Source organism: Pseudonocardia tropica (genome assembly GCF_040105315.1).
Taxonomy (GTDB): Bacteria; Actinomycetota; Actinomycetes; order Mycobacteriales; family Pseudonocardiaceae; genus Pseudonocardia; species Pseudonocardia alni.
On record NZ_JBEDNP010000015.1, the window covers coordinates 26,635 to 51,528 of the forward strand.

The following is a 24,894-nucleotide window of genomic DNA, read 5'->3' on the forward strand; positions in this document are numbered from 1 at the left end:
ACTCGGTTCGCCCGGCTCGGACAGTCGTTCCAACGGGCGGGGGGCCGGGATCATTCCCGGCCACCCGGGATTTCTCCGGGCGCGCTCCCGTCGCAGGTCAGGGGCGGGGCAGCGCCGCCAGCACCCCGTCCGTCCACGGCGTCCACGCCTCGATCGCCCACGGCCCGAAGTCCCGGTCGGTCAGCACGACGGCCGCGGCGCCCGCGTCCGGGTCGACCCACAGGAAGGTGCCGGACTGGCCGAAGTGCCCGAAGGCCCGCGGCGACGAGCCCTCCCCGGTCCAGTGCGGGGACTTGCCGTCGCGGATCTCCAGGCCGAGGCCCCAGTCGTTCGGCTTCTGCCGGCCGTAGCCCGGCAGGAGCCCGTCGAGGCCGGGGTAGGCGACCGTGGTCGCCTCGGCGACGGTCCGCGGGTCCAGCAGCTGCGGGGCCTGCAGCTCCGCGGCGAAGCGCGCCAGGTCGTCGACGGTCGACACGGCACCGGCGCCCGCGGAGCCCTCCAGCCGGGTGTGCCCCATCCCGAGCGGGGTGCAGACGGCCTCGTGCAGGTACTCGGCGAACCCGATGCCGGTGGCGGCCGCGATGGTCTCGGCGAGCACCGCGAAGCCGGTGTTGGAGTAGATCCGCTTCTCACCGGGGGCGGCCTTGACCTCGTCGGTGTCGAACGCCAGGCCCGAGGTGTGCGCGATCAGGTGCCGCACGGTCGCGCCGTCCGGGCCGGCCGCGTCGTCCCAGTCGACGGCGCCCTCCTCGACCGCGACGAGTGCCGCGTAGGCCGAGAGCAGCTTGGTCACCGAGGCCAGCCCGAACTCGCGGTCGGTGTCGCCCGCGGTGGCGAGGACCGTGCCGTCCGCGGCGACGACGGCGGCGCCCACGTGGTCGACCGGCCAGTCCAGGACCCGGCGCACCGCCGGGGCGAGATCGGTCACGACGCGAGGTGCGGTCGGGTACGCATGACGTCCATCCTGGCAAACGGTCGGCTGCCCGGTCGCCCCGAGACCGCCCCGGGAGGACGCGTGCCCCTGCACCACGAGGTGACCGGCTCGGGACCGCCGCTGCTGCTGATCCAGGGCGGTGCGTCCGAGGCGGGCGCGGCGCGGATGCTCGTCGACGAGCCGGCCGTGACCCACCGGGTGCTCACCTACGACCGTCGCGGGATCGGTCGCGGCCGCCGCGGCGCTGCGCGGGCTGGTCGGCGGCAGGTGAGCGGAACGGCGCTGGTCGGCACGTCGGGATGGCGCCACCCGCCGTTCGACGACGACGCGAAGGTCCACGCACCGACCGGCGTCCGCGCACTGCCCGGCCGCCTCGACTGACCTGTTCGGTCCAGTACCTGCACGGCTGAACGGACCTGTCCTCACATTTGTTGATAAGCGTGGGTCGGCTGATACGCGGGCCGTCGTCGCCGCGACAGCCGTGACGTGACCACTCCGCAGAACCGCCACGGCGCCCCGGACCTCTCCGGCCCGCCGCAGCAGCAGTCCGGCCCGCACCGCGTCCCGCAGCAGAACCCGGGGCCCCAGGGCCCCGGCCGCCACCAGCAGCAGTACGCGCAGGACCCGCGCGGCGCCGCTCCGCAGGGCTGGGCGCCGCACCACCAGCCCCGGCCGCAGCACTCCGGCGGGTACCCGAACCCGTACTACGACGGCCACCCCGAGGTCCCCTTCGGCGGGCCGCCCTTCGGCCGCACCAACCCCGGTGGGCTGCCGCAGCAGGACCGCGGCCCCCGGCAGCAGGCCGCCGGCGCGCAGCCCTGGCCGAGCGCGGCCCAGCGGGCCGGCGTCCCGCAGCAGCGCACGGCGGCCCCCGTCGTCGCACCGGCCGGCGCGCCGCGCAACGGCTTCGGCGTCACCGCGCTGGTGCTCGGCATCCTGGGCCTGCTGTTCTCCTTCATCCCGATCATCGGGATGATCGCCTGGCCGCTGGTGCTCCTGGGCCTGCTGTTCGGTGTGCTCGGTGTCGTCCGGGCGAGCAGGGGCCGCGCGGACAACCGCGGCGTCGCGATCGCGGGCACCGTGCTCTCGGCGATCGGCCTGGTCATCTGCATCGCCTACGCCTCGGTCGTCGCCGCGGCGGTCTCCGGCCTGCCGACGACCCCGCCGACGGCGGCCCCGGCCGCGCCGGCCGTGACCGCGCCCGAGTCCGACGCCGTCGCGTCGGCCCCCGCCGCGTCCACCGGCGGCGACGTGATCACCTACGAGGTCACCGGGTCCGGCACCGCCGGGAACATCACCTACGTCAAGGACGACAAGATGGGCATGGAGCAGGTCAACGGGACCTCGCTGCCCTGGACCAAGGAGGTCACCTTCGACAGCGGTGTCTTCACCGTCCAGCCGCTGTCGCTGGTGGCCCAGTCCGGGTCCGGCGGGAACGGCGAGATCACCTGCCGCATCCTGCGCAACGGCGAGGAGCTCACCTCCTCGACCAGCTCGGGTCCCTACGCCGTCGTGAGCTGCAGCGGCAGCTGACCCACCACCCGTACGCCGGGACGCTCCACGGCGACGCGCCCGCGCAGTCGCCGGAGTGGTCACGCACGACGAGCGTCCCGACGGACGACGAGGCCCTCCCCGGGGACGCCCGGGGAGGGCCTCCCCACGTCCGAGGTCAGACCGCCGGCCCCACCGCCGGGGCCGGCACGCCCAGCAGCGGCGGCCCAACTGGATCGAGGCCGGTCGCCGCTTCGACGGGTCCGGCAGCAGCAGCACCGGCGGCAGCGGGGTCAGCGGCTCGCGGCCCGCCGGTACTGCCGGCTCGCCAGCGGTGCGAACACCGCGACGATCACGACCGACCAGATCAGCACGTAGAGCACCGGGTGCTGCAGCGGCCAGGCGTCGGAGGCGGACGCCGACGCCGGGATCGCGCCGTCGTTGCCGAACAGGGTCCGCGCGGCCGCGGTGACCGCCGACACCGGGTTCCACTCGGCGAACACCCGCAGCGGCCCCGGCAGCGAGTTCAGCGGCACGAAGGTGTTCGCCAGGAACGTCACCGGGAAGATCACGATGAACGACGCGTTGTTCACGACCTCCGGGCTCGGCACCAGCAGCCCGACGAACGCCATCACCCACGAGAACGCGTAGGCGAACACGATCAGCACCGCGAACCCGGCGAGCGCCTCGCCGACCGAGGTGTGGATGCGCCAGCCGACCAGCAGCCCGGTCAGCGACATCACGACCAGCACGATCAGGTTGTTCACCACGTCGGACAGGGTCCGGCCGGTCAGCACCGCCGACGACGACATCGGCAGCGAGCGGAACCGCTCGATGATGCCCTTCTTGACGTCCTCGGCGAGCCCGGCTCCGGTGTTCGTGGCCCCGAAGATGACGGTCTGCGCGAAGATCCCGGCCATCAGGAACTCGCGGTACCCGGCCCCACCGCCGGTCGGGTCGATCGCGCCGCCGAAGACGTAGGCGAACAGCAGCACGAACATGATCGGGGACAGGGTCGTGAAGACCAGCAGGTCCGGCACCCGCTTGATCTTGATCAGGTTGCGCTTCGCGACGACGGAGGCGTCGGCGAGCATGGTGGCGGCGGCGTTCACGGGGTCGGCTCCTCGGCCTGGTCCGCCTCGTCGGCGGGGCGCCCGGTCAGGGTGAGGAAGACGTCGTCGAGCGTCGGGCGGCGCAGCCCCGCGTCGTCGACCTTGGTGCCGGAGTCGGCGAGCCGGTCCAGCGCGGCACGCAGCACGTCGACCCCGCCGCTGACCGGCATGGTCAGCGAACGCCGGTGCCGGTCGAGCACGGCCTCGCCGACGCCGAGCGGGGCCAGGTCCGCCGCGGTCGCGTCGAGGTCCGCGCCCGCGCTGACGGTCACCTCGAGGCGTTCACCGCCGACCTGGGACTTCAGCTCGTCCGCGGTGCCGCGGGCGATGACCCGGCCGTGGTCGATGACCACGATCTCGTCGGCCAGCGCGTCGGCCTCCTCCAGGTACTGGGTGGTGAGCAGCAGCGTCGTCCCGCGCGCGACGAGCCCGCGGATCACGTCCCACAGGTCGTTGCGGCTACGCGGGTCCAGCCCGGTGGTCGGCTCGTCGAGCAGCAGCACCGGCGGGTCGGCGACGAGCGCCCCGGCCAGGTCGAGCCGGCGGCGCATCCCGCCGGAGTAGGTCCGGGCCGGACGGTCCGCGGCGTCGGTCAGGCCGAAGTCGGCCAGCAGCTCACGGGCCCGCTCCCGGGCCCGGCGGCGCCCCAGGTGGTAGAGCCGCCCGACCATCTCCAGGTTCTCGAAGCCCGTCAGGTACTCGTCGACCGCCGCGTACTGCCCGGACAGGCCGATCCGGCTCCGCACCGCGGCGGGGTCGGCCAGCACGTCCACGCCGGCGACGGTGGCCTCGCCCGCGTCCGGCGTCAGCAGTGTGGTCAGCACCCGGACGACCGTGGTCTTCCCGGCGCCGTTCGGGCCCAACAGGCCCAGCACCGTCCCCTCCGGCACCGACAGGTCCACCCCGTCCAGTGCCCGCAGCGACCCGTAGGTCTTGACCAGTCCCGTGGCGCGGATCGCGTCCGGCATCGTGATGTCCCCCTCGAAAGGCCTGAGCGGACGCCACTGTGCCCTATCACCCCGACAGTTCCGGCCCTGTTTCCGCTCGGCGACGCGCGTGCGCGACCAGCATCCGTCGCCCGACCAGCATCAACGCCGCCGACACCAGCATCGCGACGGCGTTGACCGTCCACGCGGTCGGGAAGCCCGCGTGGGTGGCGAGCGAGCCGAAGGCGATCGGTCCGGCGAAACCGCCGGCGTAGACACAAACCTGCACGATCGACGTCGCCGCGGCCGGGGCGGACGGGTTGAGCCGCACCACGGCGAACTGCAGCAGACCCGGCCACGCCCAGCCCAGCCCGAACGCCAGCACCACCCCGACGACCAGCGCGGGCGTCCCGGGCACGGCGAGCAGCAGGAACCCGCCGGCGCCCGCGGCGAGGCTCGCCGCGACGACGGCGACGTGGCCGCCCGAGCGGTGCTGGTACTCGTTCCGGCGAGCCTGCTCTCGGAAGTCGGCCAGCCACCCGTGCAGCATCCGCACCGACAGCCCGACGACGCTGCCGAGGGTCAGCATCAGCCCGGCCGTGCCGGGGTCGATCCCGCGGTCCACCGCCGAGGCGACCAGGAAGATGCCGAGCGCGGTGGCCGTCCCGGCGGCGAGCCCGGAGGCCGCGCCGATCACCGCGAGCGCGGCCGTCGCCCGGTCGCCCTTCCCTGCGCGTGCCGCCGGACGGGCGTCGGTGCGCGGGCACGCGAACAGCGCGGCCAGGGCCACCACCGCACCGGTCGCGACGCGGAAGGCGGACGGCGACGCGGTGTCCGTCGTGCCCGGTTCGGTTGCGATGCTCACGTTCAGCAACGCTCACCGATAGGGGTCATCCCTGGATGCGGGAGTCCCCGCGACCTGCCCATTCCTTCTCACGCAGCTCGAACTTCTGCACCTTGCCGGTGGAGGTCTTGGGCAGCTCGTCGACGACCTCGACGTACTTGGGCGCCTTGTAGCGGGCGATCCTCGTCTTGACGTGGTCGATGAGCTCCTGCGGATCGGCGGACCGGCCGGGCTTGAGCACGGCGAAGGCCTTGCAGACCTCGCCCCACTTCTCGTCCGGCACGCCGACGACGGCGGCTTCGAGGACCGCGTCGTGAGACACGACGGCCTGCTCGACCTCGACGGTGGAGATGTTCTCCCCACCGGAGATCACCACGTCCTTGGCGCGGTCGCGCAGCTCGACGTAGCCGTCGGGGTGCACGACGCCCAGGTCCCCGGAGTGGAACCAGCCGCCGCGGAACGCCTCGGCCGTCTTCTCGGGGTCGCGGTGGTAGCCCTTCATGACGTTGTTGCCGCGCATCACGATCTCGCCCATCGTGGCGCCGTCGCGGGGGACGTCGGCCATCTGCTCGTCGACGACCCGCACCCGGTCCGCGCACACCATGCCGACGCCCTGGCGGGCCTGGAGCCGGGCGCGTTCCTCGGCGTCGAGGTCGTCCCAGGCGTGCTGGTACTGGTTCACCGCGTACGGCCCGTAGGTCTCGGTGAGCCCGTACACGTGCACGATCCGGAACCCCATCCGCTCCATCTGCAGGATCGTGGTCGGCGACGGCGGCGCCCCCGCCGTGGTGATCACCAGCCGGTAGTCCAGGGTGACGGCCTCGGCCGCGTTCATGATCGTCGTGACGACGGTCGGGGCGCCGTTGAGGTGGGTGACGCCGTGCTCGCCGATGAGCCGCCAGATGGTGTCGCCGCGGACCTCGCGCAGGCAGACGTGGGTGCCGCCGATCGCCGTCACCGCCCACGGGGTGCACCAGCCGTTGCAGTGGAACATCGGCAGCGTCCACAGGTAGACGCTGTCCGCGGTGTGCCCGGAGTGGACGATCTCGCCGAAGGAGTTCAGGTACGCACCGCGGTGGTGGTACTCGACGCCCTTCGGGTTGCCGGTCGTCCCCGAGGTGTAGTTGATCGTGATGGTGGCGCGCTCGTCGTCGACGGCCCAGGGCCGCGGGTCGTCCGAGCCGCGGGCGAGCAGGTCGGCGTAGCTCGTCCCGGAGCCGTCGCCGTCGCCGGGCGCCGCCGGGTCGACGACGGTGACGATCTCGCGGACCGTGGTCAGCTCGTCGGCGACCGGGCGGACCTTCTTGTACAGGACGGCGTCGACGACCAGCACCGTCGCCGCGGAGTGGTCCAGGATGTAGCGGACCTCCTCGGTCGACAACCGCGTGTTGATCGCGACCAGGACCGCGCCCGCGAGCGGCACCGCGAAGTGCGCGACGAGCATCTCCGGGACGTTCGGCAGCAGGTAGGCGACCCGGTCACCGGGTCCGACGCCCGACGCGGCGAGTGCGTTCGCCACCCGGGTCGCCTCCGCCGCGAACTCGGCGTAGGTGTGCCTGCGGTCGCCGTAGACGATCGCCGTGGACTCCGCGAACACCTCGGCCGATCGGCCCAGGAAGGCCAGCGGGGTGAGCGGGGTGGTCCAGACGTCGGTCGTCGCGCCCTGTGTCACGGTCGGCTCCTTCTCAGGCGGTGCACTCGTCGCCGCGATCCTGCTCGCCGCGGGGAGTACCCGGCAACCCACGCCCGCGGAGCCTCGGCCCCGGGCTCAGCCCTCGATCGTGATGGCGGCCTTGGGGCAGCTCCGTGCCGCCTCCTCGACCTTCGGCCGCAGCGACTCGGCCGGGTTCTCGTCGAGGATGTAGAGGTAGTCGTCGTCGCGCACCTCGAAGACCTCCGGCGCGACACCCATGCAGACCGCGTTGCTCTCGCAGCGGTCGAAATCCACGATGACCTTCATGGCACCCATGGTGCCCCCGCCGGGACGACGCCGCAGGACTGAGGGCTCCCTGACCTGCGGTTATGCTTCCCTTCCCCGCTCGGAAAGGCTGCAGGTCAGCGGCTGTCGCGGGGCTGGGCAGCGGTCGGCAGCGGCTGCGGCGCGGGGTTCGCGCGGGCCTGCACGGGCGTCGGCGGCGGGGTGGTGTGCGGTATCCCGGTGAGGATCGCGGTCGTCGCCCGGGTGGTGACCGGGATGCTGCCGACCGCGGGCAGGCGCACCTCGTCGGGTTCGAGCATCGCGGCGACGCCGAGCAGGGCGCCGAGCGCCACCGGGGCGGCCAGTGCCGCGAGTCGCAGTCGCGCCGGGTCCACGGCACACCTCCACGTCGACGACCGCGCGGGGGATGCCGGGGAGCAGCAGCGGCCGTCGACCAACCATCGGGACACGGCCGCCCGCCGTTACCGCCATCGGGTGATCCGGGTCAAGCGGGACGCGTCCGGACCACCCGATGGAGGGGGTTCACTCCCTGCGCAGCACCGGACGGAGGGTGTCCAGCACCGACGCGTCGTCGATGGTGGAGGGCACCGGCTCCTCGACGCCGTCGGCGATCCCGCGCATCGTCTTGCGGAGGATCTTGCCGGAGCGGGTCTTGGGCAGGGCCGGGACGACCGCGACGTCCTTGAGCGAGGCGACCGCGCCGATCTGGTCGCGCACCATCTGCACGAGCTCGGCGCGCAGCCCGTCCTCGTAGCCCTCGGCATCGCTGTCGACGCCGGACTTCAGCACCACGAACCCGCGCGGGATCTGACCCTTCATGGTGTCCGCGACGCCGATCACCGCGCACTCCGCGATGTCCGGGTGCGAGGCCAGGACCTCCTCCATCCCGCCGGTGGACAGGCGGTGGCCCGCGACGTTGATCACGTCGTCGGTGCGGCCCATGACGAAGACGTAGCCGTCGGCGTCGAGGTGGCCGCCGTCGCCGGTGAGGTAGTAGCCCTCGAACGCCGACATGTAGGAGCTGACGTAGCGCCCGTCGTCGTTCCACAGGGTGGGGAAGGCGCCGGGCGGCAGCGGCAGCTTCGCCACGATCGCGCCGTCGACACCGGGTTCGACCGGCCTGCCCCGCTCGTCGAGGACCTGGACGTCCCAGCCGGGCATGGCACGGGTCGGGGATCCGGGCTTGATCTCCAGCAGCTCGATGCCCGCCGGGTTGGCCGCGATCGGCCAGCCGGTCTCGGTCTGCCACCAGTGGTCGATGACGGGGATGCCGAGCAGGTCCGAGGCCCAGCGGTGGGTCTCGGGGTCGAGGCGCTCGCCGGCGAGGAAGAGGTACTTCAGCGACGAGACGTCGTACTGCCCGAGGAACTCGCCCTTCGGGTCCTCCTTCTTGATCGCCCGGAACGCCGTGGGCGCGGTGAAGACCGACTTCACGCCGTTCTCCTGGACGACCCGCCAGAACTGACCGGCGTCCGGCGTCCCGACCGGCTTGCCCTCGTAGAGCACGGTCGTCGCCCCGGCCAGCAGCGGCGCGTAGACGATGTAGGAATGGCCCACGACCCAGCCGACGTCGGACGCGGTGAAGATCGTCTCGCCGGGGCCGACGTCGTAGATGTTGGGCATCGACCAGGCCAGGGCGACGGCGTAGCCGCCCGAGTCGCGCACCACGCCCTTCGGCTTGCCGGTGGTGCCGGAGGTGTAGAGCACGTAGAGCGGGTCGGTGGCCTTCACCGGGACCGGGTCGGCAGGCGTGGCGCGGGCGACGGCCTCGGCCCAGTCGACGTCGGTCGGGCCCAGCTGCGCGGTGGCCTGCTCGCGCTGCAGGATCACCGTGGACGCGGGCTTGCGGTCCGACAGCTCGATCGCCCGGTCGAGCAGCGGCTTGTACTCGATGACGCGCTTGCCCTCGATGCCGCAGGACGCCGAGACGACGACCTTGGGCCCGGCGTCGTCGATCCGGACGGCGAGCTCCTTGGCGGCGAACCCGCCGAAGACCACCGAGTGGACGGCGCCGAGGCGGGCGCAGGCGAGCATCGCGATCGCGGCCTCGGGCACCATCGGCATGTAGACGACGACCCGGTCGCCGTGGCCGACGCCCTGGTCGCGCAGCACGCCCGCGAACAGCGCGACCTCGTCGCGCAGCTCCGCGTAGGTGTAGGAGCGCCGCGACCCGGTGACCGGCGAGTCGTACACCAGGGCGGTGCGCTCGCCGTTCCCGGCGTCGACGTGCCGGTCGAGCGCGTTGTGCGCGACGTTCAGCTCGCCGTCGGGGAACCAGCGGTAGAACGGCGGGTTCGACTCGTCGAGTGCGCGGGTCGGTGCGACGTCCCAGTCGATTCCGTCGGCCGCGCGGAGCCAGAAGCCCTCACGGTCGTCCACACTGGAACGGAAGATCTCCTCGTAGGCGGTCACCGTCGTCCTCTTCCCCTGGCGATCCCGGCGGCCCACGGTGGCCGCCCCTCGTGTCGCCGACGACCCTAGGAGGTGACACCGACAGTGTGCAGCCCTCGCGTGGGCGACCGCTCCGAAGAGACGGGCCGTTCGTCGACGACGATGCGCCGATCGTCGCAGTGTGACCGGGCAGATCCGTAACGTGATCGGGTGACGGCCCGACACAGCGCGTGGGGGACCCGTCCGATCCGCGGGCGGGCACGCGGACGGGAGGCGGTGCCGGTGCGGCCCGACGACGGTGCGGTCCGGTGGCGTGGGCGGCGGGGTCCCGCCGGTGCGGCGGTGCTCGGGACGCTGCTCGCCGGGCTCGTGGCCGCGGGCTGCGCCCCGGTTCCGTCGGTCGTCCCGGCGGCGGCCGCGGCGACGACGTGCACCCCCGGCTGGACGGCCGCCTGGCACGCCGCGCAGCAGGCCGTGCCCGGCGACAGCCTCGCCGGCCGGACGTTGCGGATGGTGGTGCGGCCCGGCGCGGCGGGGGAGCAGCTGCGGCTGCGGTTGTCCAACCGGCACGGCGACGGGCCGCTGCGGGTCGCGGCGATGACCGTCGGCACCGCCGGCCCGGGCGCCGCGGTGGCCCGGCCGGTCCCGCTGACCGTCGGCGGAGCCCCCGCGGCCGAGATCCCGGCGGGCGCCGAGGTGCTGACCGATCCCGCACCGGTCGCCGCCGCGGCAGGCGTGCCGCTGACGGTGAGCCTGTTCCTCGCCGAGGTGCCGCGCACGATCGGCTCGCACCCGGTCGCGATGCGCACCGCGTGGCTGTCCGGGCCGGGGGACCGCACCGCGGCACCGGACGCGGCGGGTTTCGACACGACCCTGCAGTCCTGGCCGGTGCTGACCGGTCTGGAGGTCCTGGCGCCCCGCCCGGACGGCGTCGTGCTCGCGATCGGGGACTCCCTCGTCGACGGTGTGGGGTCCACCCCCGGCGGCGACGACCGTTTCCCCGACCAGCTCGCCGCCCGGCTGTCCGCGGCGGGCGGCGACCGGCCGATGACGGTGCTGAACGCGGGGCTGTCGCGCAACCAGCTGCTGCAGGACGACCCGCCGGCCGGCGGTGACGCGCCGTCGACCCGCTGGGACGACGACGTGGCCGCCGTCCCCGGCGTGCGCGACGTGGTGCTGCTCGTCGGCACCAACGACCTCGCCGCCGGCGCGGCCGGCGGCGACCTCGTCGCCGGGCTGCAGGGCTTCGCCCAGCGGGCCCGCGCCGCGGGGCTGCGCGTGTTCCTCACCACCATCCCGCCGTCGGCCAGTGGCGGTCGCGCCACCCCGACGGCCGTCGCGGCCCGGGACGAGGTGAACGGCTGGCTCCGTTCGGACGGCCGCCGCTGGGCCGACGGGGTGATCGACGCGGCCGCCGCGCTGGGCGACCCGGGTGACCCGCGCCGGCTCCGTCCCGACCTGGACTCCGGCGACGGGCTCCACCCGTCGCCCGCCGGGTACCGGGCGCTGGCGGCATCGGTGCCGGTCGGGGAGCTGTCCGGCAGTCCCTGCCGGGTCTCGCCGGATCGCTGAGCCGCACCCGTCCCCGCACAGCGCTGGGTGACCGGTCGTCACCCGGGAAGGGGCGTGCGGGGTCCCCGCACGATGGGTAACGTCTTGGTCACGGCCACAGCACGTGGCGGTACCGACGGACACCGGCACGCGGCGCGTCCCACGGACGGGCCCGGAGCAGGTCCTGGCGGCCTACGGGGAGGCCTCGTGACCATCGGCGCGAAGCGCGGCATCGACGACGACACCAGCTCCATTCCGGCGCCGCGGAACGCGGCCGACGCCTTCAAGGTCTCCGACGACCAGGTGCAGCGCGCCCGGCTCGTCGTGGCCCGGAACTCGGACGACTCCGAGGACCTGCGCGAGCTGCTCGACATGCTGGGACTGATCTCCGGCAACCCGGAACAGCCGCCACCCGTGGCGCGCTGACCTGCGGCGACGCCGGAACCGGGGGGTGGTTGCAGGGTCCCGCGGAGCGGTGTCGTAAGGTTTCCTCACTCCCAACGGACAGCCGTTGAGGGAAGGTCGAGGCCCTCGGGCCTGGTCCCAGCCCCCATCGTCTAGCGGCCTAGGACTCCGCCCTTTCAAGGCGGCAGCGCGGGTTCGAATCCCGTTGGGGGTACCGGGAGAGGTATCGGATACGATGGCTCTCGCGAGAGCAAGGCCCAGTGGCGCAGTTGGTTAGCGCGTCGCCCTGTCACGGCGAAGGTCGCGGGTTCGAGTCCCGTCTGGGTCGCTCCACTCTCTGGATCTCCGGTTCACCGGAGGCCGGGGCCAGGTAGCTCAGTTGGTACGAGCGTCCGCCTGAAAAGCGGAAGGTCGGCGGTTCGACCCCGCCCCTGGCCACAGTCCTGATCCCCCGCAGAGCCGGCCGGCAGCCACCGACCGGCTCTCGTGCGTCCGGGGTCGCCTCCGGTCATGATCGGCCGATGAGCACCCACCCGCACGACATCACCGCTCCCGGCCCGCCCCGGCTGGAGGAGATCTCCGACGGGCTCTACGCCTACGTCCAGCCGGACGGCACCTGGTGGATCAACAACGCGGGCCTGCTCGTCGGGCCGCAGGGGGCCGTCGCCGTCGACTCCTGTTCCACCGAGCGCCGGACCCGGGCCTTCGCGGCCGCGATCGGCGAGGCCACCGACCGGCCGGTCCGCACGCTCGTCAACACCCACCACCACGGCGACCACACCTGGGGCAACGCCCTGTTCTCCGGCGCGACGGTCGTCGCGCACGAGCGGGCGCGCGCCGAGATGATCGCCTTCGGCCCGCCCCGGGACCTGCCGTTCTGGGACCACGGCGACTGGGGCTCGCTCCCGCTGGACCCGCCGTTCCTCACCTTCACCGACCGCATCGCGCTGCACCTGGGGGACCTGCGGGCCGACGTCCTCCACGTCGGGACGCCCGCCCACACCATCGACGACGTCGTCGTGCACGTGCCCGACCGGTCGGTCCTCTACTGCGGTGACCTGGTCTTCAACGGCGGCACGCCGTTCCTGCTGATGGGATCGGTGACCGGCGCGATCGACGTCCTGGAGCAGGTGGTGCTCCCGCTCGGGGCCGCGACGACGGTGCCCGGCCACGGGCCGGTGTTCCAGGGCGACGGGCCGGTCCGGGACACGCTCGACTACCTGCGGTTCGTCCTCGACCTGGCCGAGCGCGCCCGCGACGCCGGTATCCGCCCGCTGGAGGCCGCCCGTGACACCGACCTCGGCCGGTTCACCGACTGGTCGGACGCCGAGCGCATCGTCGGGAACCTGCACCGCGCCCACGCCGAGCTCGACGGTGCCGAGCGCGGTGCGCCGATCGACATCATGGCGGCGCTCGCCGAGATGGTCGAGTACAACGGCGGCCGCCCACTCACCTGCCTGGCGTGAGCGCCGGTCGCCCCTCCCGCAGTGCGACGACGGCACCGGCCACCACCAGGACCGTCAGCACCCCGGCCGCAGCGACGGTGAGCACGTCCGGGGCGACGAGCGGCTGCCCGCGCAGGGCCTGCCAGGTCAGCAGCGCGAGCAGGCCGGTGTAGCCGGCGGCGGCCGTCGTCATCAGGTCGCGGCGCACCCGGGGATCGGCCAGCCGGGCCACCCGTCCGGCGGCCAGCTCGAACACGATCAGCAGCAGCGGCAGCAGCTGCAGCGCGTGCATCCCGACGAAGTGCGGGACGCGCAGGTCGCCGCCCAGCGTGCTCCAGCCGACCAGGGGCAGGCCGGGGCCGCCGTCGGGGAGGCCGACGGTGTGCGCCCCGGCGATCCCGCGGAAGTCCGCGAGCTGGTCCGGGGTCGGTGCCGTCATCAGGAACCCGAGGGCCATCCCGGCCAGCGCGAGGACCGCACCGGCCCGGATCGCGACCGTGCGGGCGGGGTCGAGGTCGCGCACCGCGAACAGGCCGGCGGCGATCCACAGCGTCGCCAGCCAGGCGAAGGCGATCGACACACCCATGGCGGTCCACAGGCTCGCGTCGAGCCGGGAGGTGTTGTTGAAGTGGCTGGTCGTGCCGCGCCCGGCCTGGACGGCGATGACGACGATCTCCACCGCCAGGGCCACCGCCGCGACCGTGCCCGCGAGGAACGCGCCGCGGGCCCGGCCGCGCCGGGCGCGCAGCTGGTCGTACAGCCAGGCCCAGGTCACACAGAAGATGGCGATGGAGACGGCGAACTTGGTGGGCTTGAGCCACACCGGCGCGCCGAGCACCTCGCGCGGGTCGACGAGGGTGCCCAGGACGCCGAGCGGGACGGCCGCGGCGCAGACGAGGCCGACTATCATCAACGGACGGTGCCGCGCGACGATGGTTCCCATGCGGATACTGTAGATATCCGATATCCATACTGTCCATGTGGATCAGGTGGAACCGAGCGCGGCCCGCGTCCGTTGTCCACCCGTGTCCGTGATCGTCGACCGAGCCCTGCGTACCGCCGTCACCGCGTTGCCGCGGCGCTGGCGGACCGACCGGCGCTCCGCCCTGGTCGGGCTGACCGCGCTCCGCCCGCACCTCGGCGTCGCAGGACTGGGGGTCGCGGGTCTGTTGCGGCTCGCCGGTCTGCGCCGCAGCGCGACGGCGGTGGGCCTGGCCGGCGCCGCGGCCGCCGCTCCCGCGCTGCGACGGGTGCTGCCGCGACCGGCCGGGCCGCTGCCGGACGGGCCCGAGCTGACCGTGCTCGTCGCGAACGTGCTGCTGGGGCGGGCCGACACCGGTGCGCTCGCCGCGACGGTGACCCGGGAGCGGCCGGACGTCGTCGTGCTGCCCGAGGCGGGTGTCGCCTACCTCGACCGGCTGCTGCCCCTGCTCGCCGGCTACCGCGGCTGGTCCTCGGTCCCGCCCGGCGTCCCGGACCAGCGCGGCACGGTGGTGCTGGTCGCCCCGCGGGCCGGGGACGTCGACGTCCGGCCCGGGCAGGGGATGCGGCTGCCGCACCTGGAGGTCGCCGGTGGGCTGCTCGGCGCCCGTACGCTCTACGCGGTGCACACCTCCGCGCCGACGAACCCGCGGTGGACCGAGCTGTGGGCCGGTGAGCTCGCGCTGATCGGGGGGTGGACCCGCACCCGGCCGGCGCCGGTCGTGGCCGGGGACCTCAACGCCGTCGTCGACCACCGGCGGCTGCGCGACGCGTCCGGCGGCTGCGTCGACGCCACCGACGGCACCGGACGGGGGCTCGTGGCGACCTTCCCGTCGTCGCTGCCGCGCTGGGCCGGTATCCGCATCGACCACGTCCTCGTGCCCCGCGGATCGGTGACCCGCCGCCACGTCGTCCTCGAGACCCCGGGCAGCGACCACCGCGCGGTGCTGGTGACGGTGCGGCTGCCCGCGACTCAGGAACCGGCGCGGTAGAGCCGCGCGGAGCGGCTCTCCTGGGCGATCCGGCGCAGGGCCGCGAGCAGGGCGTCGCCGAGGACGGTCCCGACCAGCGCGGTCTCCGCGGCCTCCTCGCGGTCGGTGGTCCGCCCGATCGCGGCCAGATCGCCCTCCGCGGCGCGGTCGGCGGCCTCGGCCCACGCCCGCAGGGTCTCCTCGCCCGGGCCCCAGCCCAGCTCGTGCATCCGGGCCAGCACGGACCGGGCCCCGGCCAGGGCGGGGGCGTCCCGGCCGACCTGCCAGCCCACGTGGGTCATGACCCGGGCCAGGTCTGCCTCCGCCTCGTCGAGCGAGCCGGACGCGCCGACGTCACCGGTGATCGCGTAGACCGTCCGGCCGAGCATGTCGTGCAGGCCGACCGCGGGGTCGTCGACGGCCGACAGCACCTCGCGGACGGTGGCGATCGGCAGCCCGCCGACCTCGACGAGCGCCCGGATCAGGCGCAGCCGGCGGACGTGCGCGTCGTCGTAGCGGGCCTGGTTCGGAGACGTCGTCTCGCCGCGGGGCAGCAGGCCCTCGCGCAGGTAGTACTTGATCGTCGCGACGGGGACACCGGACGACCGGGACAGATCCGAGACTCGCACATCGGAGACTCTAGCTATCCGTTTCGGTCCGGGGCTCCGACAGCCCGTCGACGATGCCGAAGGTCACCGCCTCCGCCGCCGACAGCCACCGGTCCCGGGCGTCGTGGGGCAGCGGGGCGCCGCAGTACGCCGCGGTCAGCGACTCGATCTCGCGGCGGCGTCCGGCGAGGTGGTCGGCCCGCACCCGGACGTCGCCGGGGTGCGAGCCCCGGACCGGGCCGTCGGCGGTGGGTAGGAACGCGGCGTGCGCGCGGGCGAGCCGCTTGCCCGGCGTCCCCGCCGCGACGAGGAACGGCACCGGGCCCGCGAGCGATCCCGCGGCGACGGTCGCGACGTCGACACCGAGCGTGCGGACCGTGTCGTGCACCGCCATCGCGGCGACCGGGGAGCCGCCGGGCGCCAGGACGTGCAGGGTGATGTCGCGGCGCGGGTCCTCCGCGGCCAGCAGCAGCAGGCGTGCGCAGGTCTCGGCGGCGACGTCGTCGTCGAGCTCGCGGGCGAGCAGCACGATCCGCTCGCCGAGCAGGCGGTCGGCGGGGTCGGACGGCGTGGACAGGACGGGCATCGGATCTCCGCTCCTCGGGTGCCGTCCGAGGTTAGGGCCGGGGCGGGCCGCCCGACCTGCGGTTACGCCGACGGCGGACGGGGTTCGCCCTCGGCGGAGGTCGGGTCGGTGCCTGCGGTCGCGACCCGGCGCAGCAGCGTCCGGAGCGCGCCCTGTTCGTCCGGGGAGAGCGGCGCCAGGATGTGGGCCTCGGCAGCGCGCAGCCGCGTCTCGGTCTCGCAAAGCAGCGCCCGGCCGGCCGTGGTCAGCACGATCCGGCGGGCCCGCCGGTCGTTCGGGTCGGGGTGCCGCTCGATCAGCCCCGCCTCCTGGACCTTGTCCAACAGGTAGGTCATCACGGTGCGGTCCACGCCGAGCTTGCGGGCGAGTGCGAGCTGGGTGGGCGGATCGTCCCCGGCCGCGGCGGCGAGCACCTGGAAACCGCGCTGACCGCCGGGCAGCGCGCCGACGACGCACTGCACCGCCGTGGCGTGGTCGCGCGCCACCCGGGTCAACGCCCACGCCAGGTCGCACTCGACGCTCTGTGGGGCGGACGGACCGGACATCGTCACAGGATACGTGCTTGCCACGGTCTTCTCTTGTGCAGATACTCTGTTGCGCAGAACATCTTCACTACACATCGATCCGGGAGGTCACCGTGTCCCTGTTCCGACTCGACGCGAGCATCCGTACCGAGGGCTCCGTCAGCCGCGAGATCGCCGACGAGGTCGAGCGCACCTACCTCGACGCGCGACCGGACGCCGAGGTCGTCCGCCGCGACCTGGGCACCGCCCCGCTGCCTGCCGACCTGTGGACCACCGCGGTCGCGGCCGGGTACGTGGCCGAGGCCGACCGCACCCCGGAGCAGCGCGGGGCCCTCGCGCGGATCGAGGAGCTGGCCGACGAGGTACTGGCCGCGGACGCCGTCGTCATCGGGTCCCCGCTCTACAACTTCGGCATCGCCGCGCACCTGAAGACCTGGGTCGACGCCCTCATCACCGACCCCCGGTTCGCGCCGGGGAGCACGCCGCTGGCCGGCCGTCCGGTCGTGCTCGTCGTCTCCCGGGGAGGCGGCTACGGGCCGGGCACCCCGCGCGAGGGGTGGGACCACGGCTCCGGCTGGATCACCCGCATCCTGGGCGACGTCTGGGGCGCCGACGTGACCGTCGTGGAGACGGAGCTGACCCTCGCCGACGTGGTGCCCGCGATGAGCGAGCTGCGCCCGCTGGCTGCCGAGAAGCGCGAGCGCGCCCGCGCCGACGCCCGGGCAGTGGGGGAGCGGGTCGCCGCGGTGACGCCGGCCGCCTGAGGCCCGGTCAGGGCGCGGCCCGCAGCGCGGCGCCGTCCGGTCCACCCGGCACTCGTCCCGGTCGAGCAGGCCCGGGCGACCGTCCAGGACCCGGATGTCGCCCGGGCAGGGGTCGCCGTGGAGACCGCGCCGCGGTGCCCGCCGCCGAGCCGGGCCGTGATGCGCACTCCCGGCCAGGCGACGAGCCCGGGCGGCGTCAGCCCGCCTTCGGCTCCCACAGCTCCGGCCGGTCGGCCAGCTTCAGCGGTAGCCCGAAGTAGCCGAACAGCTCGGTGTTGAGGAAGATGCTCAATCCGGTGACGGCCCCGTCCTCGATCCGTAGGGCCGTGATGCCCCAGGCCTCGAACTCGCCGTTCGGCCCGGACGGCTTCCACTGGGCGAAGCCGACCGTCCCGTTGATCTCCACCGGAGCCACCCGCGACCCGCGGCAGCCCTGCCCGGGGCCGGTCGCCATCCAGGCGATGACGTCGTCCCGGCCGCGAAACCACAGCTCGAGCGGGGGCATGTTCTGCTCGACGTCCTCGTGGAGCAGCGCCGTCAGCGCCTCCATGTCGAACGCCTCGAACGCCGCCATGTAGCGCATCAGCAGCGCGGTCTGCGCCGGGTCCATCGCCGGGGAGGTCTGCGGCGCCGCCTCCGAGATGCCCTGTTCGCCCAGGGTGGCGCGGGCGCGCTGCAGGGCGCTGTTGACCGAGGCGACCGAGGTGTCGAGCAGCTCGGCGACCTCGGCGGCCTTCCAGCACAGGACCTCACGCAGGATCAGCACGGCGCGCTGGCGGGCCGGCAGGTGCTGCAGCGCCGCGATGAACGCGAGCCGGATCGTCTCCTTCGCGACGGCCTTGTCCGCCGGGTCCCCGGCGGGCGTCGACACCCGGGCGTCGGGCATCGGTTCGAGCCACTCGGCGTCGGGCAGCGGCTCGCGCAGCGACTCGGCGACCGGTGCGCCGGGGCCGCCGATGTCCATCGGGACGGCGCGGCGCTTGCGGCCGTTCAGCGCGTCGATGCAGACGTTGGTGGCGATGCGGTACAGCCAGGACCGCAGGGAGGAGCGGCCGTCGAACTTCGCGACGCCCTTCCAGGCCCGGACCATCGTGTCCTGCACCGCGTCCTCTGCCTCGAACGCCGAGCCGAGCATCCGGTAGCAGTAGCCGGTCAGCTCGCGCCGGTGGTCCTCGAGGCGTTCCTCGGGTGGCCGCTCGTCCACGGTGGTGTCTGCGGCGCGCGCGGGTGCGCTCATGGTTCCCCCTCGACGTACCCGTCCGGGTGGGTCCCGGTCCGTCTTGCCGCGAGTGTGCCGTGCCACACCGACAAAGTGGAGGGCCCACGCGACGAACGGCCGCCGAACAGGGGCGACGTGCGCCGACGGGCCGACCGCGACGTGGGATGATCGGGGCCGACGGCGTTCCGCTCGACCCTTCCGGTCCGCCGGTCGCAGGCACGACGGAGGAGTCGGGGAGCGCAGCGGGGCGACGATGTCAGCGGTGACCGAGAACGACGGGATCGGGAGCACCGGCGGGGGCGGTGAGCGCCGCGCCGGTCGTCGCCCGGTCACCTCCCGCTCGGAGATCGAGCACATCGCGCTGGAGATGTTCAGCGACCAGGGGTTCGAGCACACGACCGTCGACGACGTCGCGCACGCCGCGGGCATCGGGCGTCGCACGTTCTTCCGGTACTTCGCCTCCAAGAACGACATCGCCTGGGGCGCCTTCGACGAGCAGTTGGTGCGGATGCGTGCGGTGCTCGCCGCCCAGCCGTCGGACCTGCCGACGCTGGAGGGCGTCCGGCGGGCGGTGCTGGAGTTCAACCACGTCGAACCGGACGAGCAGCCCTGGCACCGGCGCCGGCTGCGGCTGATCCTGCAGACCCCGGCGCTGCAGGCGCACTCGACGCTGCGCTACGCCTCGTGGCGTGAGGTCGTGGCCGACTACGTCGCCGAGCGTCGTGGCGGGGACGCCTCGGATCTCGTCCCGCAGAGCATCGGGCACGCCTGCCTGGGCGTGTGCATCGCGGCCTACGAGCGCTGGCTGGCCGACGACGGCTCCGAGCTCGCCGACCTGCTCGACGAGGTGCTGCGGGCGCTGCAGCGGGGCTGGGTGACCGAGCTCCCCTGAGACGCGCCGCGACGGCGCCCCGGTGTGGGACGCCGTCGCGTGGTGGTGCCTGCGTCGCCGGTCAGCGGGTGGTGCCGAACAGCCGCTCCCAGAGGCTCGGGCGGGTCGGGGCGGTGCGCTCCGGCACGTCCCGGGCGTCGGCCGGAGCCGCGGTGTCCGCGGGCGCGGCGCTGTTCGGCGCGGTGCCGTTCGGCGCGGTGGCCTCCGGGGCCGTGGCGACGGCCGGTGCACCCGGGGCCGTGGGCACGGCCGGGGTCCCCGGGACGGCGGGCGCGGCCGGCGCACCCGGAACGACCGGGGTGGCCGGGGCCTGGGGTGCACCCGGGACGGCGGGTACGGCCGGAGCGCCCGGGACCGCGGGGGTGGCCGGGGCCTGGGGGAGGGCCGGCGGCTGCGGGGCCGCGGGTGCCTGCGGGGCGGCCGGGGTCACCGGCGCGGCGGGGGTCTGCGGCGTCCCCGGGACCTGCGGCGTCCCCGGGACGGCCGGCGGCTCGGGGGCCTGGCGGCCCGCGGAGTCCGGGGTGAGGGCGACGGCCGGGGTCACCGAGGAGGCCGGTGGCGCGGGTGCGACCCGGGCGTCGGGCGCGGCCGGAGCAGCGGGCGCGGCCGGCGCACCCGGAACGACCGGGGTGCCCGGGACCGCGTGGTCGGCCGGTGCGCCCGGGACGGCCGGAGCGGCGGGAACCTGCGGCGCGGCGGGTGCGCCGGGGACGGCGGGCGCGGCCGGGACACCCGGGGCGACCGGGGCCGGCACGTCCTGGACGGGGACGGTGGTGTCGGCGGGCGCCGCCGGGGCGGTCGCCGCGCCGTTCCCGAAGAGCGTGTCGAACAGCCGGTCCAGCGGGCCGTCGGACGCCGCGGCGGGCGCGTCGGTGACGGTCGCGGCCGGGGTGGAGGCACGAACGGGCTCGGCCGCGCCGGCCACGCCGGCGCCGTACACACCCAGGGTGCCGATCATGAGGGTCAGGGCGACGGAAGTGGTGACTCGGGATCGCACGGTCTCTCCAGTTCGCTGTGCTGCTGCACGGGGTGACGGACGGCGCTGAGCTTGCGGTGACCGGGCGTCGTCCACCAGTGACCCGATCGTGGCCACACGAGTCACAGTGGCCCCGTCGGTCACGCTGTGAGCGGACCGGACCGCAACGCGCCCGGAACGGGCGACCCCGTCCGGGGCTGCGCGGGGCCGCCGGGCGGGCCCGGGCCGCCGTCGCCACCCGAACCGGGGAGGACGTGCGCCCGGCGCTCACCCGACGGCGTGGAACACGTCCCGCGCTCACCCGTTCGGGACGGTGATGACTGCCCGTCGCCGATCGACGGCCCGGATCTCACGCGGCGTGATCGCTCCCGGAACTGTGCGACCGGCGGTCGGCGCCGCGGAACGGACCCGTGCGGGGGCGTCGAGTGAGGACGGTCGACGTGCCGGGGAGCCGTGGTAGCGTCCGCGTCGGTTGCAGTCGTTCTTCTCCGATCGCCGTGAAGCGTCCGTGTGAAGTTGTGACGGTGGGCGTCGTCGATCGGTGCTGAGGTGCCATGACGGTGTCCACGCGACCTCCGGCTCTTGCTGTGAGGGCCGGAACCGTTCCATCTGAGAAGGACACACGCTATGCCGCAGGGCACCGTCAAGTGGTTCAACGCCGAGAAGGGCTTCGGCTTCATCGCCACCGACGACGAGGGACCGGACGTCTTCGTCCACTACTCCGCCATCGAGTCGAACGGATTCCGCACGCTGGAGGAGAACCAGCGCGTCGACTTCCAGGCCAGCCAGGGCAAGAAGGGCCCGCAGGCCGACTCGGTCCGCGTGATCTGACTTCTGCGCGGGCACGACCCGCGCAACACGACGGCGCCGGCTCCCTTCGGGGACCGGCGCCGTCGTCGTTCCCGGGGTCAGCCGAAGGCCGGCCGCAGTCCCTCCCGCGCCCGCAGCGCCGCCGCGGCGACCACCGCCACGGCGCCGAGCGCCGCGACCACGGTCACCGGCACCGTCCCGGTCGACGCGGACTCCACCGCGATCCAGGCCAGCGCCCAGACGGCCGTCGCCGCGTAGGGCAGCGCCGCCGTCGTCCGCCGGGTCGCGACGCCCGCGCCCAGCACACCGACACCGAGCAGCGCCGCGGCCGTCACCGGGCCGAGCGGGGCGCCCCAGTAGGTCAGCGTCACCGAGAACCCGGCCACGGTCGCCGCCGACACCCAGCCCGTGTAGAAGGCCAGCGGGCCGTGCAGGAGCGCCCGGTCCGCCACCCCGTCGGCGGGGAACGCGGCGAGCCGGCGCAGCACCACGGCCAGGGTCACGAGCAGCGCGACGATCAGCAGCTGCGCGGTCCCCAGGAGCTCCTGGGAGAACACGACGATCCAGCCCGCGTTGAGCACCGCCGTCGCCGCGAACAGCCAGCCGGTCGCCCGGTGCACCGGACGCGAACGCTGGCCGGGCAGCGACTGGTACACCGCGTACACGAGCAGGGTCAGGTAGATGAGGCCCCACACGGAGAACGCCACCGTCGCCGGGGTGATGAGTGAGGGGTAGCGGTCGCTGAGCACCCGCTGCGACTCCCCGAACGTCCCGCTGCCGCCGAGCGAGCCCGCCACCGCCTGCAGCACCGCCGCGGCGAGCACCGCCCAGGTCCGTGCCGTGTCCATCCCGGTGGCCGGGCCGGCCGTGCGGCCCGCCCTCGCCGTCGTCGACGCCATGTCCAGTCCTTCCGATCGTCACAACCATCTCGATGATAAAGACAATCGACGCACGAGGCATGTCGAGCGGTACGACGACCGGCACTGCGCCGGACGGCGGCGGGGTTGCCACCGGTCGTCGGCCCGCTGCGCCCGGTCACCCGCCGCTGACCGGTGGTCGTGACGCCGTGCGGTAGGCGCTCCCCGCTCGTCTCGCCGCTGTGCACCCTCGCCGCGTTCCCCTCGCGAAGTCGTGCCCGGAGCCCCCATCCTGGTGTTGTACTTCACAGGGAAAGCGGCACCACAGGGGTTGTCGCACAAGCGGAAGGAAGTGACCTCCATGTCCTGGTGGGACAGCTACCGAGCCGTCTACGGCGCGGAGCTGCGGGCGGCCGCTCGCGAGTACGCCGACCACGGTTGGCCGCTCGTGCCGGGGCCGGGCGCGGAGGTCATGCTCGCGACGGGCGACGTGCTCGACGTGATCGAGGTCCCGGCGGCCATCGGTCGCCAGGTCTGTCGGACGCTGCGTGAGGCCGGCGAGGTCGTGCCGGTCGCCGCGACGCCCGAGGGGACCTGGTGGTTCCCGATGAGCCCGCGGCACGCGCTCCCGGCCGAGCTGAGCCTGCACACCGACGTCGTGCTGCACACCGACGGTATCGGCGTCGTCGCCCCGCCGACCGAGCGTCCCGAGGGCTGGGTGCAGTGGCGCGTGGCCCCGGCGCGGGTCGGCTACCGGGTGCCCGGGGCCGCGGTCGTCGTCGAGGCGATCTGCGACGCGGTAAGTCGTCGCGGCAGCGAGCGGGCCCTGCCCGACGAGCAGGAGGCGCGGGCCGAGCAGCCCGGCACCCCGGGCGCCCTGCGGCGCTGACCCTCCCGCGCGGCCCGGACGGAACCGAGGATCCGGCCCGCGCGACCGCGTACCGCCCGCCCGGGTTCCGTCCCGTTGCCGTCCCCGCCGATCACCTCGCGGGGACGCCGGGACCGGCCGGCCGGTACGCCCGGAAGCGGCGCCCGAGGGGGCACTTCTCCCTCGCCGTGCAGCCGCTCCACCGGCCACGGCCGGGTCCGGCGGGACATCCCCCGGGCCCGGCCGGGACCCCACCTCGTGTGCCCCCGGCGCCCGATGTCGGTGTCCCCGGGCACTATGGGTGTGTGCAGACCTCCCGCGCGCCGGAGCGCCCGACCCCCGTCCCGCAGCGGGGCCGCACCATCGGGCCCGTTCCCAGCGTCCCCCTCGGCGGCTTCGGCCCCGGTGACGAGCAGAAGCGGCGCGACCTGCGGCGCATGAAGGCTGTCGCCACCGGGTTCCTCCTCGGTGCGACGGTCGTGTTCTTCGTCGCGAAGTACTTCGAGGTCGTCCGTGGTGTCCCCGGAGCGGACTACGTCCGGGCCGCCGCCGAGGCCGGCATGGTCGGTGCGCTCGCCGACTGGTTCGCCGTGACCGCGTTGTTCCGGCACCCGTTGCGGATCCCGATCCCGCACACCGCGATCATCCCGCGCAAGAAGGACATGATCGGTGACAGCCTCGGCGACTTCGTCGGGGAGAACTTCCTGTCCGAGTCCGTCGTCCGCGACAAGCTCGAGCGGATCGGGGTCAGCGAGTCGGTCGGGCGGTGGATCGCCGAGCAGCAGAACGCCGACCGGATCACCACCGAGCTGGTCACCGCCGCGCGGGCCCTCGTGACCGTGCTGCGCGACGAGGACGTGCAGAACGTCATCGAGACCGTCGCGGTGCGCAAGCTGATGGAGATCCCGGTCGGCCCGCCGATGGGCAAGGCGCTGGAGGGCGTCCTGGCCGACGGCGCCCACCGCAGGCTGGTCGACCTCGTCTGCGACCGCGCCTACGACTGGGTCGCCGACAACCAGGAGATGGTCCTGCGGGTCGTGCACGACCGCGCGCCGTCCTGGACGCCGCGCTTCGTCGACGACCTCGTCGCCGACAAGCTGTTCGCCGAGATCCGTGGCTACGCCTGGGCCGTCAAGACCGACCCCGAGCACCCGCTGCGGCACGCCGTGGACCGCTACCTCGCCGAGTTCGCCCGCGACCTGCAGCACGACGAGACGACGATGGAGCGCGCCGAGCAGGTCAAGCGCCAGGTCGTCGAGCACCCGGAGGTGCAGCACTTCATCGGCCGCGCCTGGACGGTCGTGAAGTCCATGGTCCTCGACGCCGCCGACGACCCGTCGAACGAGCTGCGCCTGCGCGGCCGCGACGGCCTCATGGCCTTCGGACGGAGGCTGGGCCGCGACGCCGAGCTGCGCGCGAAGCTCGACGGCTGGCTGGCGGACGCCGCGTCGTACGTCGTGCGGCACTACCGGCACCAGATCACCACGCTCATCACCGAGACCGTCGCCCGCTGGGACGCGGAGGAGACCTCGCGCAAGATCGAGCTCCAGGTGGGCCGCGACCTGCAGTGGATCCGGATCAACGGCACCGTCGTGGGTGCGCTCGCCGGCCTGGTCATCCACGCCGTGGGGGAGCTCGTCATCGGGTGACCCGGTCGGGTGTCCCCGAATGACATCGCACCGTCACCGGGCCGTCACCGACGTGGCGCACGCCACGTGACCAGCGCTAGCACTGTGCTTGCAAGAGCTAGCAGTGCCGCGTACGGTCGGTTCCGTCAGCGAGGAACGGATCGAGGCGAGG

General features: G+C 74.2%; 26 protein-coding genes and 3 tRNA genes. 14 read left to right on the forward strand and 15 right to left on the reverse strand.

Going from position 1 to position 24,894, the window contains the following annotated elements:
* Positions 1 to 97 precede the first annotated feature (97 nt).
* Positions 98 to 928: a serine hydrolase domain-containing protein gene (locus WHI96_RS21775; RefSeq protein WP_345654774.1), complete on the reverse strand. Its 831-nt coding sequence runs from the start codon at positions 926 to 928 to the stop codon at positions 98 to 100.
* A gap of 87 nt (positions 929 to 1,015) precedes the next feature.
* On the opposite strand from WHI96_RS21775, the gene WHI96_RS21780 reads away from it, so the two are divergent.
* Positions 1,016 to 1,315: a hypothetical protein gene (locus tag WHI96_RS21780; protein ID WP_345654777.1), complete on the forward strand. Its 300-nt coding sequence runs from the start codon at positions 1,016 to 1,018 to the stop codon at positions 1,313 to 1,315.
* A gap of 105 nt (positions 1,316 to 1,420) precedes the next feature.
* Positions 1,421 to 2,467 carry an MmpS family transport accessory protein gene (locus WHI96_RS21785; protein ID WP_345654780.1) on the forward strand — a complete coding sequence of 349 codons (1,047 nt, stop codon included), beginning with the start codon at positions 1,421 to 1,423 and terminating at the stop codon, positions 2,465 to 2,467.
* Positions 2,468 to 2,718: 251 nt separating this feature from the next.
* On the opposite strand, the gene WHI96_RS21790 is transcribed toward WHI96_RS21785, so the two are convergent.
* From WHI96_RS21790 to WHI96_RS21820, 7 genes are all read right to left on the reverse strand, one after another.
* Positions 2,719 to 3,537, reverse strand: coding sequence for an ABC transporter permease (locus tag WHI96_RS21790; RefSeq protein WP_374203828.1), 819 nt, complete (start codon positions 3,535 to 3,537; stop codon positions 2,719 to 2,721).
* The gene (locus WHI96_RS21795) at positions 3,534 to 4,505 is read right to left on the reverse strand and encodes an ATP-binding cassette domain-containing protein (RefSeq protein WP_345654783.1); all 972 of its coding nucleotides are present in this window, start codon (positions 4,503 to 4,505) and stop codon (positions 3,534 to 3,536) included. The genes WHI96_RS21790 and WHI96_RS21795 overlap by 4 nt, the downstream gene beginning before the upstream one ends.
* 46 nt (positions 4,506 to 4,551) lie before the next feature.
* Positions 4,552 to 5,328: an MFS transporter gene (locus WHI96_RS21800; RefSeq protein ID WP_345654786.1), complete on the reverse strand. Its 777-nt coding sequence runs from the start codon at positions 5,326 to 5,328 to the stop codon at positions 4,552 to 4,554.
* A gap of 25 nt (positions 5,329 to 5,353) precedes the next feature.
* On the reverse strand, positions 5,354 to 6,979 hold the full coding sequence (locus tag WHI96_RS21805) for an acyl--CoA ligase family protein (RefSeq protein WP_345654788.1): 1,626 nt from the start codon (positions 6,977 to 6,979) through the stop codon (positions 5,354 to 5,356).
* Positions 6,980 to 7,075: 96 nt separating this feature from the next.
* On the reverse strand, positions 7,076 to 7,267 hold the full coding sequence (locus WHI96_RS21810) for a ferredoxin (RefSeq protein WP_062399810.1): 192 nt from the start codon (positions 7,265 to 7,267) through the stop codon (positions 7,076 to 7,078).
* 95 nt (positions 7,268 to 7,362) lie between these two features.
* The gene (locus tag WHI96_RS21815; RefSeq protein ID WP_345654791.1) at positions 7,363 to 7,620 is read right to left on the reverse strand and encodes a hypothetical protein; all 258 of its coding nucleotides are present in this window, start codon (positions 7,618 to 7,620) and stop codon (positions 7,363 to 7,365) included.
* Between the two features lie 148 nt (positions 7,621 to 7,768).
* The gene (locus tag WHI96_RS21820) at positions 7,769 to 9,658 is read right to left on the reverse strand and encodes a propionyl-CoA synthetase (protein WP_345654794.1); all 1,890 of its coding nucleotides are present in this window, start codon (positions 9,656 to 9,658) and stop codon (positions 7,769 to 7,771) included.
* Positions 9,659 to 9,919: 261 nt separating this feature from the next.
* Here WHI96_RS21820 and WHI96_RS21825 point away from each other — a divergent pair, with 261 nt between their 5' ends.
* From WHI96_RS21825 to WHI96_RS21850, 6 genes are all read left to right on the forward strand, one after another.
* Positions 9,920 to 11,209: a GDSL-type esterase/lipase family protein gene (locus tag WHI96_RS21825; RefSeq protein WP_349302436.1), complete on the forward strand. Its 1,290-nt coding sequence runs from the start codon at positions 9,920 to 9,922 to the stop codon at positions 11,207 to 11,209.
* Positions 11,210 to 11,395: 186 nt separating this feature from the next.
* Positions 11,396 to 11,614 (forward strand): hypothetical protein, encoded by a 219-nt coding sequence (locus tag WHI96_RS21830; protein WP_062399816.1) that lies wholly within the window; start codon positions 11,396 to 11,398, stop codon positions 11,612 to 11,614.
* A 120-nt stretch (positions 11,615 to 11,734) separates the two neighbouring features.
* A tRNA-Glu gene (locus WHI96_RS21835) sits at positions 11,735 to 11,807 on the forward strand.
* Between the two features lie 40 nt (positions 11,808 to 11,847).
* Positions 11,848 to 11,921: transfer RNA gene (locus tag WHI96_RS21840), tRNA-Asp, on the forward strand.
* Between the two features lie 36 nt (positions 11,922 to 11,957).
* Positions 11,958 to 12,031, forward strand: a tRNA-Phe gene (locus WHI96_RS21845).
* An 83-nt stretch (positions 12,032 to 12,114) separates the two neighbouring features.
* On the forward strand, positions 12,115 to 13,059 hold the full coding sequence (locus WHI96_RS21850) for an MBL fold metallo-hydrolase (RefSeq protein ID WP_345654799.1): 945 nt from the start codon (positions 12,115 to 12,117) through the stop codon (positions 13,057 to 13,059).
* On the opposite strand, the gene WHI96_RS21855 is transcribed toward WHI96_RS21850, so the two are convergent.
* Complete coding sequence (locus tag WHI96_RS21855) at positions 13,043 to 13,981, reverse strand: hypothetical protein (protein ID WP_345654801.1); 939 nt, start codon at positions 13,979 to 13,981, stop codon at positions 13,043 to 13,045. The genes WHI96_RS21850 and WHI96_RS21855 overlap by 17 nt on opposite strands.
* 88 nt (positions 13,982 to 14,069) lie before the next feature.
* Here WHI96_RS21855 and WHI96_RS21860 point away from each other — a divergent pair, with 88 nt between their 5' ends.
* Positions 14,070 to 15,011, forward strand: a complete 942-nt coding sequence (locus tag WHI96_RS21860; RefSeq protein WP_345654803.1) for an endonuclease/exonuclease/phosphatase family protein — start codon at positions 14,070 to 14,072, stop codon at positions 15,009 to 15,011.
* On the opposite strand, the gene WHI96_RS21865 is transcribed toward WHI96_RS21860, so the two are convergent.
* From WHI96_RS21865 to WHI96_RS21875, 3 genes are all read right to left on the reverse strand, one after another.
* On the reverse strand, positions 14,993 to 15,619 hold the full coding sequence (locus WHI96_RS21865) for a MerR family transcriptional regulator (RefSeq protein ID WP_345654805.1): 627 nt from the start codon (positions 15,617 to 15,619) through the stop codon (positions 14,993 to 14,995). The two genes, WHI96_RS21860 and WHI96_RS21865, sit on opposite strands and share 19 nt — an antisense overlap.
* A 10-nt stretch (positions 15,620 to 15,629) precedes the next feature.
* Positions 15,630 to 16,184: an ATP-dependent Clp protease proteolytic subunit gene (locus WHI96_RS21870; protein ID WP_345654807.1), complete on the reverse strand. Its 555-nt coding sequence runs from the start codon at positions 16,182 to 16,184 to the stop codon at positions 15,630 to 15,632.
* 62 nt (positions 16,185 to 16,246) lie between these two features.
* A complete protein-coding gene (locus WHI96_RS21875) occupies positions 16,247 to 16,729 on the reverse strand; it encodes a MarR family winged helix-turn-helix transcriptional regulator (protein ID WP_345654809.1) in 483 nt (160 codons plus the stop codon).
* A gap of 92 nt (positions 16,730 to 16,821) precedes the next feature.
* On the opposite strand from WHI96_RS21875, the gene WHI96_RS21880 reads away from it, so the two are divergent.
* Positions 16,822 to 17,472: an FMN-dependent NADH-azoreductase gene (locus WHI96_RS21880; RefSeq protein ID WP_345654812.1), complete on the forward strand. Its 651-nt coding sequence runs from the start codon at positions 16,822 to 16,824 to the stop codon at positions 17,470 to 17,472.
* A gap of 196 nt (positions 17,473 to 17,668) precedes the next feature.
* On the opposite strand, the gene WHI96_RS21885 is transcribed toward WHI96_RS21880, so the two are convergent.
* Positions 17,669 to 18,709 carry a sigma-70 family RNA polymerase sigma factor gene (locus WHI96_RS21885; RefSeq protein ID WP_208824582.1) on the reverse strand — a complete coding sequence of 347 codons (1,041 nt, stop codon included), beginning with the start codon at positions 18,707 to 18,709 and terminating at the stop codon, positions 17,669 to 17,671.
* A 235-nt stretch (positions 18,710 to 18,944) separates the two neighbouring features.
* Here WHI96_RS21885 and mftR point away from each other — a divergent pair, with 235 nt between their 5' ends.
* Positions 18,945 to 19,583, forward strand: a complete 639-nt coding sequence (gene mftR / locus WHI96_RS21890) for a mycofactocin system transcriptional regulator MftR (protein ID WP_425571741.1) — start codon at positions 18,945 to 18,947, stop codon at positions 19,581 to 19,583.
* A 61-nt stretch (positions 19,584 to 19,644) separates the two neighbouring features.
* Here the strand turns inward: mftR and WHI96_RS21895 are convergent, their stop codons facing one another.
* Positions 19,645 to 20,580: a hypothetical protein gene (locus tag WHI96_RS21895; protein WP_345654821.1), complete on the reverse strand. Its 936-nt coding sequence runs from the start codon at positions 20,578 to 20,580 to the stop codon at positions 19,645 to 19,647.
* A gap of 606 nt (positions 20,581 to 21,186) precedes the next feature.
* Between WHI96_RS21895 and WHI96_RS21900 the strand changes: the two genes are divergently transcribed.
* Complete coding sequence (locus WHI96_RS21900) at positions 21,187 to 21,390, forward strand: cold-shock protein (protein ID WP_020627638.1); 204 nt, start codon at positions 21,187 to 21,189, stop codon at positions 21,388 to 21,390.
* Positions 21,391 to 21,467: 77 nt separating this feature from the next.
* On the opposite strand, the gene WHI96_RS21905 is transcribed toward WHI96_RS21900, so the two are convergent.
* Positions 21,468 to 22,268 (reverse strand): TspO/MBR family protein, encoded by an 801-nt coding sequence (locus WHI96_RS21905; RefSeq protein WP_345654826.1) that lies wholly within the window; start codon positions 22,266 to 22,268, stop codon positions 21,468 to 21,470.
* Positions 22,269 to 22,587: 319 nt separating this feature from the next.
* Here WHI96_RS21905 and WHI96_RS21910 point away from each other — a divergent pair, with 319 nt between their 5' ends.
* Together WHI96_RS21910 and WHI96_RS21915 are read left to right on the forward strand one after the other, a co-directional pair.
* Positions 22,588 to 23,115: a bifunctional DNA primase/polymerase gene (locus WHI96_RS21910; RefSeq protein WP_345654829.1), complete on the forward strand. Its 528-nt coding sequence runs from the start codon at positions 22,588 to 22,590 to the stop codon at positions 23,113 to 23,115.
* Between the two features lie 284 nt (positions 23,116 to 23,399).
* A complete protein-coding gene (locus tag WHI96_RS21915) occupies positions 23,400 to 24,743 on the forward strand; it encodes a DUF445 domain-containing protein (protein ID WP_425571742.1) in 1,344 nt (447 codons plus the stop codon).
* Positions 24,744 to 24,894: the final 151 nt, after the last annotated feature.